The 13,671-nt window shown below is 25.8% G+C and carries 10 protein-coding genes; 1 reads left to right on the top strand and 9 read right to left on the bottom strand.

The window, feature by feature from the left end; genetic code table 11:
- Positions 1-59: 59 nt before the first annotated feature.
- From ACYUCG_RS13080 to ACYUCG_RS13060, 5 genes are all read right to left on the bottom strand, one after another.
- A complete protein-coding gene (locus ACYUCG_RS13080; protein ID WP_060794878.1) occupies positions 60-1,547 on the bottom strand; it encodes an amino acid permease in 1,488 nt (495 codons plus the stop codon).
- 1,021 nt (positions 1,548-2,568) lie between these two features.
- Entirely contained in the window at positions 2,569-3,027 is a 459-nt protein-coding gene (locus ACYUCG_RS13075) for a DIP1984 family protein (protein ID WP_060794879.1), read from the bottom strand.
- 459 nt (positions 3,028-3,486) lie between these two features.
- On the bottom strand, positions 3,487-4,518 hold the full coding sequence (locus ACYUCG_RS13070; protein WP_060794880.1) for a PTS sugar transporter subunit IIC: 1,032 nt from the start codon (positions 4,516-4,518) through the stop codon (positions 3,487-3,489).
- A gap of 321 nt (positions 4,519-4,839) precedes the next feature.
- The gene (locus tag ACYUCG_RS13065) at positions 4,840-5,661 is read right to left on the bottom strand and encodes an alpha/beta fold hydrolase (protein ID WP_283703809.1); all 822 of its coding nucleotides are present in this window, start codon (positions 5,659-5,661) and stop codon (positions 4,840-4,842) included.
- 220 nt (positions 5,662-5,881) lie between these two features.
- A complete protein-coding gene (locus ACYUCG_RS13060) occupies positions 5,882-7,459 on the bottom strand; it encodes a thiol-activated cytolysin family protein (RefSeq protein ID WP_415319637.1) in 1,578 nt (525 codons plus the stop codon).
- 358 nt (positions 7,460-7,817) lie between these two features.
- Here ACYUCG_RS13060 and ACYUCG_RS13055 point away from each other — a divergent pair, with 358 nt between their 5' ends.
- Entirely contained in the window at positions 7,818-9,284 is a 1,467-nt protein-coding gene (locus ACYUCG_RS13055; RefSeq protein ID WP_139932560.1) for a helix-turn-helix domain-containing protein, read from the top strand.
- Positions 9,285-9,488: 204 nt separating this feature from the next.
- Here the strand turns inward: ACYUCG_RS13055 and ACYUCG_RS13050 are convergent, their stop codons facing one another.
- The 4 genes from ACYUCG_RS13050 to ACYUCG_RS13035 all read right to left on the bottom strand — a co-directional run bounded on the left by ACYUCG_RS13050 (position 9,489) and on the right by ACYUCG_RS13035 (position 13,506).
- Positions 9,489-10,040 carry an NADAR family protein gene (locus ACYUCG_RS13050; RefSeq protein WP_060796366.1) on the bottom strand — a complete coding sequence of 184 codons (552 nt, stop codon included), beginning with the start codon at positions 10,038-10,040 and terminating at the stop codon, positions 9,489-9,491.
- Between the two features lie 235 nt (positions 10,041-10,275).
- A complete protein-coding gene (locus tag ACYUCG_RS13045) occupies positions 10,276-10,869 on the bottom strand; it encodes a TVP38/TMEM64 family protein (RefSeq protein WP_460268746.1) in 594 nt (197 codons plus the stop codon).
- Between the two features lie 564 nt (positions 10,870-11,433).
- Positions 11,434-12,345 carry a DUF2935 domain-containing protein gene (locus ACYUCG_RS13040; RefSeq protein ID WP_460268745.1) on the bottom strand — a complete coding sequence of 304 codons (912 nt, stop codon included), beginning with the start codon at positions 12,343-12,345 and terminating at the stop codon, positions 11,434-11,436.
- A gap of 309 nt (positions 12,346-12,654) precedes the next feature.
- Positions 12,655-13,506: a class C sortase gene (locus ACYUCG_RS13035; RefSeq protein ID WP_415342282.1), complete on the bottom strand. Its 852-nt coding sequence runs from the start codon at positions 13,504-13,506 to the stop codon at positions 12,655-12,657.
- Between the last annotated feature and the right edge of the window lie 165 nt (positions 13,507-13,671).

Genomic DNA, 13,671 nt, shown 5'->3' with positions numbered 1-13,671 from the left:
CTATATTTTTATAGCTTATTCCTTAATTGATATCTTTTAAAACCCTGTGATTACTATAATTAAGCTATTTCTGAAACCTCTTCTTCGTCCCATTCATTAGCTACAGCTTTTCCAACTTTCTTTTCATATTTTCTCCAGCAGATTTCAGCAAACCCTAAGAAGAATACTAATCCCAATACATTGTATAAAAGTACGAATACAGGATTTGTTGCACCTTCTGCTAATGTTCCATTAAAGTAAGCTGCAAAGTCTTGTGGAGCTGGAATTGAAGATATTACAAATACGAATACGAATAAAGCAAGTAATAATACCCCAATTGCTATTCCAAAGTTTTTAGATCCAACCTTGAATGATCTTTCCATATCATCTTTCTTAGCTCTTAATACAATGTATCCAACTAAGAAGAATAATACTGGAATTAATGAAGTTGAAGCAGTCATGTTTATTAACATTTCAAGTAAGCTATCAACTGAACCTATTCCTAAAGCTGGTACTAATAGTAATACTGTTACTATTACAGCTTGTACATATAAAGCATTTACAGGAGTTCCTTTTTTATCTGTTTTAGCAATCCATTTACCAAAGATTCCTTCAGGAATTTCAGAGAATAATACTTTAACAGGAGCTGCAGTCCATAAAACTAATGAACCTAAAGAAGCAAGCATCATTATGAATCCAACTATGTTAGTTATTATATTACCTACTCCATAGTTTGCACCTAATATTGCAAAGGCATCAAATAAACCATTTGAGAAATTACCTTGTAATACTTCTGAAGGTACAACTAAACCTACTGAAACAGCTCCAAGTGCATATAAACCACCAACTATAGCAGTTGAAATTACCATTGTTCTTATGAATGTTTTATTTCCACCCTTTACGTCTTTAATATATACACCTATACTTTCAGCACCACCTACTGCTTGTAAAATCCAAGCTAAAACCATGAAATATGACCAGTTAAACTTAGGCATAATAGTTTCTGCTGTAAATTCTTGAGCTGGAGCTTTTCCTAAGAATAAAATAACTCCAAAAGATAATACTATGAATCCTAAACCTAAAATTATTCTAGCTACACCAGATATACTTGTTATTTTTGAAATCCAAGATACACCCTTAGTAGAAATTATAGTTACTGCCCAGAATAATACTATTGATATAATAGAAATTAATACTGTTTTTCCATCAAATACATTTCTACCAACAAAGGTATAAGATGCATAAATTAATATTTTAGGTAATAGTGAAGTAAAGAAGAACAAGTTAACAAAGAAATAAGACCATGATCCTAAGAAGGCCCATCTTGCCCCTAAAGATTTCTTTATCCAACTATTTATACCTGATTCAGAATCTGAACTAGCTGAAGCAAACTCACCAATCATTAAAGCAAATGGTAAAAAGTAAAATACTGTACCAAATATGTATGATGGTATTGTAGCTAGTCCAATGTTTACACTACTATCAATTATGTTTCCGAATGAAAATACCGCTGTAAATGTCATAAGCATTAAAGCCCCTGAACTAAGCGACCTTTTTCTCTCACTCATCTTAAAAATCCCCCTCATATTTCATATTTTAAGTATAAAGTTTCCTTAGGAAACGTTTTCTGACATTATAATATCATTTTTTGTGAAAATGTTAATGTACAAAATTTGAATATTTAGTAAAAAAACTATAATTTTACTAAATTATTTTACTAAATTACCTTTAATTAAAATATTTTTAACATTAAGTATTAACCATATTTTTTATAAAAACCTATATTATTTGATATATCAACCAAAAACACTATTATTTTTTAATGTTTTCTCAGTATTTTTTGAAATTAATTATATTATTAATAAACAGATAAAAAATCAATTTTTATTTCTTTAAGTTTTTTAGTTAAAATTTACTCTTTATTATTTATTAGTGCATAAATATTATTTCTGTGAACTATATTGAAATTTAGTTTTTTATTTATTATTATCTTTAATAATTTATTATAATTTATATTTTTTTGATTTTATTGGAAAATATCTTTAAAGAAATCTTATAATTAGTTACTTTTAAAATGTTTATGTAGAAGTATAATAGTATTAAACTATTACTAAAATTTTTACGTATTAAATATTTACCATAAATAAAGATAAAATTTCTTTTAAAAGCATTTTTCTACTTAAATTCAGGATATTATTGGTAAACCATAATAATTTAGAAGTGAATTTTCACAATAGAATTATAAAAAATGAGAATAGAATTATAAAAAATAGATCTGTATTAAATTTAATTAGTTTTTATTTACTTTAATTTAGAACAAATAAAATTAATAATAAAAAAATAGAGCTATAATTTCTTTAAAATATCATAGCTCTATTTTCTTTAAATTGTATCCCCTTGCCCCATCCTCACTTATTATTAATAGTCATATGGTTGTAAATTGTAACTCTTAAATAGTACCCATGTAACTTGTTTGAGCATAAATTATAAAATAAGTATCTGCTCCTAGATACATATGTAACATAATTACCTTTTCTCCCAGGTTAGGATTTATGACCTCATTAATAAAAGCTACCAACATTTAAATATCTAATCCATTAAATCTATTGTCCAATTTAGACCTTGTAGTTTAGTATCAAGTTCCCTATATTCCTTAGAATATTTATTTATTTCTCTCTGCAATTGATCTACCTTCATTGCAGAAAATATTTTTATTTCAGTTTGAGAATATCTATTTACTTTTACTGTAGCTTCTTCAGCTATTTCTTTTAATATGCTTATCTTCTTTCCAAGCATATCTCTTTTTACAATTAAATCAGAAATACTTTCATTATTACTAGTTATGTAATTACTATTAGTTTTATTAATCTTTAAAATTAACCCCTCTAGTTCACTTACTTTCAACAATATCTCATCATATAGTGTATATGGGTTCTCAGAGGGTTTCTCACCTTCTTGAACTAATAAGTTTTGATTTATTCTATTTTTTAAACTCATTAATTCTTTTTGTAAATCTGCTCTTAAAATCAATGCCTCAGCTAATTTCATTTTAATCCCTCCAATAAAAATTTTATTAAACTCGGCTTCATAAAAACTTTTTTAATTCATATGAACCTAATACATGCCAACCAAATTTATTAGTTAGTAATATTCAAGTTAAGTCTAATATTTATTCTTATTATACAACTAAAAATTATTAAGTATATATAAAAAGATTCATTTATTATAAAAATAAAATATTGCTATAATAGGATAAAATATTATAACATTTTAATATTAAATACTTTATCCTATTAAAAATCTAAAATTATTATATTATTTATTATAATTAGCAAAGCATAAAACTTCTCTATTAAACTTATCTTTTTCATCACAGAATAAACCATATCAACTATTTTCTAATTTTATACTCTAGTTTTTTGGTAATTTAAAACTTAAATAAAAAAAAGAGAATATATCCAAAATATAAAAAGTTATTTTGATACATCCTCTAATTTTATAATTTAATTATTCCAATTCTAAATCATTTCCACGTATCTCATCTACTGTATGTATTTTGTAGTTTTTAAATAATAAATATCCTAAGTATCCACTACCTGCACTTACAACTACACAAGCTAGAGAAGCCATTAATACCTTAAATGCTGGATTATATGCAAACATTACAGCAAATCCAGCAATAGGGGTAGCTGTCCCTGGAGACATATTAGTAAGTCCCATTAAAACTATTATAACTCCACATAAAGCGCCACCAATAAAATTAGTTACATAAATAGGAATAGGGTTAGCAGTTATTATATCTGCTTGCGTTAATGGTTCTATTGCAACTGATATTGTATCTTTTTTGCTTCCAAACTTCATTTTTTGGAATAAGACAAAATTTAAGAAAGATGATCCAAAAACTGACAATGCTCCTATTGCCATTGGTGCTCCTGTTAGTCCAAGCATAGCTGTTAAAGCCATTGAACTTAAGGGTGCCGTAGCAACTACCGTTATAATTCCTCCAAGTATTATTCCCATTATTATTGGATTAGAGTTTGCTGAAGCTATTAAAACCTGTCCTATTTTTAATAAAGTAGAATCAACTACTGGTGCTGTAAAATCACCTATTATTCTCGTAAGAGGCGTAGCCACAACTATTATTACAATTAAATCTAAACCACTTGGTAATTTTTCTTCTAAGAATTTAACCACAAATGACATTAAATAACCTGCTATAAAGCCTGGTAATATTCCTAATCCTGAACATGATAGTCCTATTAAAACTGAATAAACTGGTGAAACTCCTAAAGCTAAAGGTACAAGAATTGCTGCTGCAACTCCTCCCAAGCTTCCATTAGCATCTCCAACCTTCTTCAAAAATTCTATATTTAGAACATTTCCAAAAAATGATGAGTGAAATGCCTCAACTAAAAAGCTTGCACATGCTGCTCCTGCCAATGCTCCCATAGCCTTCATTCCATGTGGCGCCTTATAACTAAATAAGGTAAACAATCCTAAAACTATTAATAAAAGCCCTGCCCCAATTAAAACTTGCATAAATTTTCCTCCTTAGTTTTTAAAAAACTTTTCTTTTAAACGTTTACTGATTGATTTATAATAAAATTTATTATTAACTATTAAATTTTTAATTTTTCATAAATTATTTACTTTAACTTCTAACAATATTATTTTATAAAGATTAATTTTTAATATTATTTTACAAATTATTAAAGTTATTTTATATTTTATACTAAATCACAAAAAAATCAAATATTTTTTAATAAAATAAAATTTTAAATTATAATAGGATAAAAAGTAGTAATTTTATTATATTCTATTATTTATCCTATTATTTAATTAAAATCTACTTATATAATATTATTTATTTAAATTAACAAAGCACAAAACTTCTCTATTAAATTTATCTCTTTCATCATAGAATAATCCATGTCCACTATTCTCAAATCTTTTGAGCTTGCTATGTTTTATGAGCTTTTTCTGCTGTTCTGCTAATTGAAATAAACATACTTTATCATGAATACCATGAATAATTAATGTTGGTTTATTTATTTCTCTCATATCTTGGAATAACTGCTCTTCACCAAGCCAAGTCTTAGCAATTTCTGCTGTTGACCACCCAGCGGCTTCAAAACCTAACTGCAAAAACCATTGTGAAAATGGATGGCTAACTTTCTTATAGAAAAAAATTTTCCCAAAGTTCTCTAGCATTTTAGGTCTATCATTATATGTTCCCTTAATTATATCTTCTACCGTTTCTCTTCTTATACCATATGGAAAGTAAGAACGTTTAATTAGGCTTGGTGCCGCAGCTGCACATAGCAAAAGTTTTTTCACTCCAAAACCTTTATGTCTAGACATATATCTAATAGCTATTGCCCCACCTGTAGAATGCCCTAATAATGTAAAATCACTAAGTCCAAGTGCTTGAATCACACATCTAAGATCATCACTTAATGTATTATAATCATATCCATGTAATGGTCTGTCAGATTTTCCAAATCCCCTCTGATCTATTCCAATACACCGACAATCATTTTGTGCTAAATAGTCAAACTGATACTCAAAAAGCTTATGACTTCCTGGCCATCCATGCAAAAAAACTATGGTTTCATTTCCTTCTTTATTAAGATCCTCTACATACAAATTTACTCCTGTTTCAACCTCAATATAATGTCCCATTATTTATCTCCTAAAATTATTCTTATTAATAATATATATTTCTATTTATTATTGTGACATTTTTAGGTGTTTTAATAAAAATATTTATATGAGAGTAGTTATAACTAAGCCTATAACCTCTTTATAGTATAAATAAAAAAATACTCAGCAATTATAATACTTTCAATTATAAAATAAAAACTGATTTTGACATAAGCCAAAATCAGTTTTTAACTTTAGATTAATTGTAAGTAATACTTGATCTAGGATATAATGTAGTTCCCCATATTGAAACATTTATATCTTTTGTTAATGGCACATTATGCTCATTTACCACAGTTCTCCACCATTCCCAAGCAAGACCTGTACACTCTCTTGCTTTAATCTTTATATTTCTTGCATTAGCATTTAAAGGGATTTGAGTAGAAAAATGAGCTGTTTTATCTCTATAATTTCCATCCCATGTTTTATGAGTTAAAACTTCATTTCCTTTTTCATCATAAGAAACTTCATCCCATGATACATCAAATTGTGCAACATAAGCTCCACTATGATCTAAGTTTATTTTTCCCTTAGAATATTCTGTAGAAGTTGTCTCTATATAGTCTGTTTTGTTATGAACAGTAGCAACTGAGTTATCTTTTAAGAAAACACTAGTATATGATATTGGATATGCTGGATTCTTTGTACTATAAGTTGCATTATCTTTAATTACTTTTCTTATTTCATCAAAGTCTTTAGTTACAACTTTATTATGTTCTTGTGCATCTCCACCTAAAACTACTGCTGTAAATGAACTACTTTCATAAATATCTTTATACTGTTGACTATTTTTTATATCAGTATTTTTTATAAGAGCTTTGAAAGCAGCTTGTACATCTTTACTATTAGATGTTGTTTCTAACTTAACATATATAGTTCTTCCATAGGCCACATTTGAAACCATAAGCGGTGGTGCTTCATTACTTACACCCTTTTGTTGCAATTCCTTAAATGTAACACTATCATCAAAAAGATCTGATGGATTATTTGGTAAGGCTGCACTTACTGTATAGAATATTTGCTTATATGCTAAAACCATAACCTTTTTCTCATTATTTGCTACTGCATTAAAGTCTATTCCAAGTGAGTTTTCAAGAACCTTAGAATTAACATTAAGTGCACTTGCTATTTGTGATTTGCTATAAACCATAGACTCTGAATATTGAGTTCTTGCTGGTAAAGTATGAGTAGATGAATATTTTTCATTCCACTTAGATACTAATCCATCAATGGCACCAGACACATTGCCATAAGTTGGATTATCAACTGTTACAGTATTCTCACCTTTTAATCCTGGTAAATCTATACTAAGATTAATAGGCTTTCTTTTTACCATTAACAATGTTGGTCTATTATCAACAAATGCTTCATCAGCAAGTTGTAATGCTCCTGGATATGTACGATCATTTACAGAATCAATTATTGAAATATCTACTGGGGCTGTTGTAAGTGATTTCTTCTTACGCTCTACAACTATAAATTTTTCACCTGCATTTTTACCTTCTCTTGGAACAAAACTTTGAATTGTGTCTCCATTTACAGCTAAAACCTGATTTCTGTTATATTTTAAACCTAAAATTCCAGAGTTAATACCTTCTTGATTAGTAGCATTCAATGAGTTCTGATCTGATTTAACAACATTTTTAGCATCATTTAATGTTGCAATATTCTCATACCCACTTAAACCAGCTGCAAAAGTATTAACTGGATTTAAAATACTTATTCCAACAATACATGACATAGCTAATATTGTTGAAGCTAGTTTTAACCTTTTCATCTAAACCAGTCCTCTCTCGCTTAATATTTTAATGAAACTAATTATACATTAATATTAATTTATTTTTTCAATTGCTTAATCTCAACTTTTTTTTATTTTTTTAAAATTTAAGAGTTAATTTTAAACTTAATTGAAACTTTTTGAACTTTTATGTAATTTACTTTGTAAATTATTAAAATTTCATGTTTTAGTTACATAATAATATAGCTAGTGCTAATCTTTTTATTTTAGTTGAAATGCTTGTACTTTTAAGTTATATTTTAAAATGTAATATTTACATATTTTATTGACAAAATACTTTGACACCTTAGGAAAATTTGTAATATATTAAACAAATTTTAAATAGAAGGGTTTAAACATGTTTAAAGAAGATTTACTGGAAACATCTGAGAAAGTTCAATATAACATTTTTAAAAAAGTATATGTAAATAACGGTAAAATTAATAAAAATAATTTATGTAATGAATTGAATATTTCTTTACCAACTCTAAAAAATCACTTAAAAAAAATTGAAGACTTATTAGATAAATGTTATAAATCAAAAGTAAAAATATCTTCTTCAAAAGATTTTATTTTTTTGAAATATGATACTGGAATAAGTCTTCACTGTTTAACAACTTGTTATATAGAAAATTCTCTTAAATATAAACTTTTAAAGTTTTTCTTTCTTAATTATCAAAAAAATTTTACTGGAATACAGCTTTGTAATCTTTTTAATGTAAGTTTAGCAACTTTAAATAGAAAAATATTAGAATGTAATCTAATTCTAAAAGAATTTGATATATCTATTAAAAACTATGAACTTACAGGTTCTCAATTACAAATAGCTTATTTTTATTATTTATTATTTTGGAATAACAGAATAGATATATCTTCTGTAGTATCATCTAATCACAACATAAGTGAAGTAATTGAAAAAATTTTTAATACTTCCCTAAAAATTAATGAAAAATATCCCTTATATACTTGGTTAAAAATTTTAATTATACGAAAAAGATTTTTTGTTGAAGACTTTTTTATGGATGAATTTACAAAAAAGAATTTAAAAATATTAGAAAATAATAAGATTTTTATAGAACTTAAAAATTTCTTTGAAAAAGATTCATTAAATAAATCCTCTAGTACATACTTAGCTTACTCTACCCTTTGCTTTATTTTAAGTTTTAATATAATCCCATATAAAGTTATTAAAGAAATTTCTATTATTAACGAAAGTACTCCCTTTAAGATTTTTACTTTAATGACTAGCGAAATGAGCAATTTATACACTACTCCACCTAGCAATTTTAATGATGAATTAAAGCTACATTTATTAAGTTTATGCTTTAAAAGTTACTTCTTCAAGGGAGTTTTTTATTCAAATAATAAAATTGTTACAAATTATTATTTAAATGAATTTACAAGTGATTCTAGAGAAAAATTTGTTAATAACTTATTATTAAAAATTAATTCTTTATATAAAGTAAAATATTCCTTTGACCCAGATTACTTTAAACTTTGCATAATATTAACCTTAAATTATCTTAGTGGAGTGTCCAAACATTCCCTTAATATAGGTATTTTATCTAGAATAGATAGTTTAATTCTTAACACCACTATCGATTATTTAAGAAAGTTTTTAAGAAGAAAATTTGATGTTATTGTGGAAGTTTATGATGAACATAAACAAGAAAACTATGATCTTGTAATTACAAACTTTGATCCCAATTACATACCAAAAAACTATAATAATATTTACATATTTTCAAATTTAGCAATACAATATGATTTAAATAATATTGTTAAAATTCTAAATGAAATAGAAAAAACTAAATTTGAAGGCTAAAGCAAAAAGGGCTTTATCAAAAATAATAACAAAATTTACAAAAACATTCAGAGAATTGCTAGATTTCGCTGAATATTTGTAATTTTTATTAAAAGTTGTTTTGATAAATGCCCTTTTAAAATTAATATATTTTTATAATTTTAAAATACACAATTTAAATATTAATAAAAGAATATATTGAAATTTATTTTCTCCTAAATCTTCCTAAATTCTATTTAACAAGTCTCTTACTTCCATAAGAGCAAAACCTAAGAGATTTTCTCCCTTCCAAGCTGTAGGATCCTCTATATTTTCATCATTGGCTCCCATTCCTATTCCCCAAATGCAATCATATGGACTTGCTTCAACTATTATTTTATCTCCTGTGCTTAATAAAAATTCTTTAATATCTTCATTTTGAGAAAACTTAGCTAAATTTCCTCTCTTAACAATTTCATATTTTTCTCTATTCCAAATCTCTTCATTGAAATTTTTAATCTTTCTTCCTAAGGCTTTTATTTCTGGTTGATTTTCAGTAACTAATATTTCTTCCAAAGTTTTATAATCTTTGAACAACCTTGCCTTTTCAGCCATCATATACTTCTCTGCACAATTATATAAAACTCCATCAATAGTAAAATCAGAAATATACCATTGACTAAAACACACCTTAGTTATTTTGTCACTTTTATTTTTTGTATGTCCCCAGAAAAATAAGAAATCTAAATTCTCTTCACTCTTAAATCTCTCGCAAATGCATTCTATAGAATATCTCATAATACCTCCCCCTTAACTTGCTTATATTCTAACCTAACTATAAAACTTTAAACAGACCTTTTTCTTAAAATCCCTTCTACTCAATGCTTATATTAAACACTTCTGAAGCCTTTCCATTGAACATATTATCATAAAACTATAATTCTAAATAAAAAAATGGAGTTACGTAAAAACTCTCATATAAAATTATAAATTTTATATATGAATTTTTATAAATCTCCATTTAAATAAAATATTAAAGTTTTTCCATGTACTTAAATACATCTTTTCTAAATATAACTCCTAAAGCACAAGCTATTAAGGCTATTACCCCAATAATCGCTACACCTACAATATTTCCTTCTGCTAAGTTTGCTCCCATAAAAGAAGATGCAACTAAGGCTGGTATTCTTCCTATCATAGAGAATATTATGAAGTGTCCTATTGTTATGTTACTTAGTGCACAAACCATAATAAGTGAATCTTTAGGTGCTCCTGGTAAAAAGAATAGTATTACCAAAATAAGCTTAAATTTAGGACTATTTAAAATCTTTTCTAATTTATCATACATGTCCTTAGGTACAAACCTTTGTACTAGCTTCTTTCCAAACTTTTGACATATGTAAAATAATATTGCAGATCCAACTGCTATACCGAAAAATGAAAGTAAAGTTCCTCCTAAGGCTCCAAATATGTATCCCCCAGCAGCTTGTATAACCTCTCCTGGAATAAAGAATATAACAACCTGTAATATTTGGAATATAAAAAATATTACTGCTGCCCATGGACCAAACCTTTCAAGATAACTCTTTACAACTTCACCATTAGTAATTAATTTATAAAAAACCATTATATGCTCTCTAGTTAAATAAAGAGTTATACATACAAATATTAAAACTATTATACTTAAAATTATTAAACTCTTCTTCTTCATAAATAAACTTAAATCTTAGATTTTCCTCCTTAAATAGTTTTTAAATTCTATTTTAAATAAGTATTTATTCTATCTATTATCTTTCTAAAACAAAGAACTATTTAAAATAAAATTACTGTCTAAAGTTAATATAAATTAAAATTATATATACTCTAAATTTAACCATATTAACTCTTTTTTATGTAAATCACTTGCAATTTTTTACATACATTATAACCTATAATACTGAACTTATATATTATAATAATCTTAAATTTACATTACATTTTTATTTAAGAACAAGTTGTTATAAAAAAAGAAGATATATCAAAATATCTTTTAATAAAACCTACAAAATATTTATAGAACCCTCTGACTCCATAGTTTTGTAAGTTTTATTATTAACTTTTGATACATCTTCTAATAATTCTATTTAAATATATATGATAAAAAACTTTAAATTCTTTAAAGCATAAGTCTTGTACTATAAAAGTTTAAAATCTATTTTTCATAGCATCTTAATATTCTTATATAATGATTTGCCTCTCTTAAAACATGATCAGAAAGAAGCGGTAATATTAAGGATTTTATATTACAATTCATTATTCCCTTTGTACCTTCTTCCTTAAAATCTCTTAATCTAATTGTTTCTTTTAAGGTTTCATGGGTAACATTTTCTATTGTGACATTTGTAACATTATTTAATTGTTGAATTAATTCATTAAACTCAAGGGCAAATTCATTTGCAGTATTTATTAATTCATATTCACTTGGATCAAGTAGTCCTCTTATAAATAGAGCATGTTCCATCATAATTTCATTCCAAAAAGATTCTGTCTTACTAATATTGACCTCATCTATATCTCTATTGCATTCAATATCATCTATATATGAACGATATAATTTAGCTTCTTCTATGATATGTTCAACAAGTGATGGATAATTACTTGTGAAAATCTTGCAACATAATACATCATCTAAAATTTTCATCTTAAGATCTATTAATTCATCTAATAACTTAATAGCCTTATTGTTAATATCTTTTACACAGCTTGCTACTTTAGAATCAATACTCTTTTTAGGAGCACACATCAAATCTTTTTCCATTGTTGTTATTTTAGAATTAATATTAATTCCTGTATAATGTTCTGTTTTCTTTTCTGTCTCTAAAGTGTAATCAGTAAAAACTTCTCCTGAATCTACTATGGATTGTCTAACCCTTCCCTTACTAAGCTTTACTACATCCAATAAAAGTTTCTCAAGATTTCCCTTGCACTTATCAAGTTCTTTAGCGAGTTTTGAATTTTTAGGTCCTAATCCTGCCTCTAAAAATATTGCATGTTCTTTCATAATTCTCATAAAAAAAAGATGTAATTCTAATGATGAGGTAACATATTTTTCTCTAGATATCATAATATTCTCCAATTTAATTTTTTATATATTATACTCTTAAAAGAACAATTGTGTTCTTAAGTGCAGAGTTATCTAGACTTATTTATACCTATTAAAATCTTAAGGGAAGTTATAAAAAATTATTAATAAGACTTATTTAAAGCTCATCTTAGTATTTTCTGCCTTTCAAAACTACTCTTTCCTATTAATAAAGCTTATTTTCACAACTTCCCTATTTATAATAAGTATTTATATTTTAATTTAGTAAATTAACTCAAATAATAAATTTGAATTTATTATTTATAGTATTCATTTTAAGCTAAATAACTTTTACTTATTACTCTTATTCTTATATTTAAATTTCATAATTAAAAATAATAAGAAAATGATTATTAGTAATGAAATTAATATTGTAACTATTAGTATTAGATTTCCATTTGAATGATTAAAAGTGCTTATTTCCTTTTGAATATGCTCTACATTACTTGGACTTAAATCAGTTCTCTCTCCTCTTACTAATAAACGTTCAGTATTAATTCCATAAGGATAACAAGTTAGTAAAGTTACATAGTCCTGGCCCTCTGATATTTTTAGTTCATCAATTTCATCTGGGTGAACAACTTTTATTTGATCCACTTTATAGGCAAGATCTTTTTTTAAAATGTGTAGGTAAAAAATATCCCCATCTTTTAGCTTGTCTATATCAGTAAAAAGTTTTTGGTTTGTTAATCCAGTATGAGCTGATAAGACTGAATGTGTATTTTCTCCTCCTACGGGCAATGATGTTCCCTCTAAAACTCCAACTCCCTTTTTTAAAATATCAACTGAAGTTCCATAGTATATAGGTAATTTAATATTTATGCTAGGAATTTCTATGTATCCTAAGACATCCCCCTGATGAATATTTAAGTAATCTGGCAATTCATTCTCAGCAGTTCCATTAAATAAATCTTCATTATATTTATTAATATTTTTTATTAAATCATCAACTTCTTCATCCTTAACATTATTTATTTTCTCTGTATAATCAGAAATTGTAGAAACTGCAAATTTATTATTTATGTAATTAGAAAAACTAGGATATAACAAAAATCCTAGAGCAATAAGTGTAATTAAAATTAAAATAGAAAAATATATTTTTTTTAGCCTTTTCAAAAAATCTAGTGCTATATCAAAATTCATTAGTTATAGGTTATTTTGATATGCACCAATTCACCTCCTAAAGTTTAATTAACCTAAAAGACGCAAATCTTCATGTCATAAAAAAACTTCTTTTTAATTTGAATTATAAAAAGAAGTTTTTATTTATATGCTCTATATCAAAATACTTTTATAAAACTTACAAAC

Source organism: Clostridium sp. CTA-17 (assembly GCF_054767895.1).
The sequence above is the reverse complement of the archived record's forward strand: the minus strand, read 5'-3'. Positions and strand labels throughout refer to the sequence as shown.

Coding starts and splice junctions, on each gene's coding strand:
- ACYUCG_RS13055 (WP_139932560.1), top strand. CDS start 7,818: ATGTTTAAAGAAGATTTACTGGAAACATCTGAGAAAGTTCAATATAAC.
- ACYUCG_RS13065 (WP_283703809.1), bottom strand. CDS start 5,661: ATGGGACATTATATTGAGGTTGAAACAGGAGTAAATTTGTATGTAGAG.
- ACYUCG_RS13035 (WP_415342282.1), bottom strand. CDS start 13,506: ATGAATTTTGATATAGCACTAGATTTTTTGAAAAGGCTAAAAAAAATA.
- ACYUCG_RS13070 (WP_060794880.1), bottom strand. CDS start 4,518: ATGCAAGTTTTAATTGGGGCAGGGCTTTTATTAATAGTTTTAGGATTG.
- ACYUCG_RS13080 (WP_060794878.1), bottom strand. CDS start 1,547: ATGAGTGAGAGAAAAAGGTCGCTTAGTTCAGGGGCTTTAATGCTTATG.
- ACYUCG_RS13040 (WP_460268745.1), bottom strand. CDS start 12,345: ATGATATCTAGAGAAAAATATGTTACCTCATCATTAGAATTACATCTT.
- ACYUCG_RS13050 (WP_060796366.1), bottom strand. CDS start 10,040: ATGAGATATTCTATAGAATGCATTTGCGAGAGATTTAAGAGTGAAGAG.
- ACYUCG_RS13060 (WP_415319637.1), bottom strand. CDS start 7,459: ATGAAAAGGTTAAAACTAGCTTCAACAATATTAGCTATGTCATGTATT.
- ACYUCG_RS13045 (WP_460268746.1), bottom strand. CDS start 10,869: ATGGTTTTTTATAAATTAATTACTAATGGTGAAGTTGTAAAGAGTTAT.
- ACYUCG_RS13075 (WP_060794879.1), bottom strand. CDS start 3,027: ATGAAATTAGCTGAGGCATTGATTTTAAGAGCAGATTTACAAAAAGAA.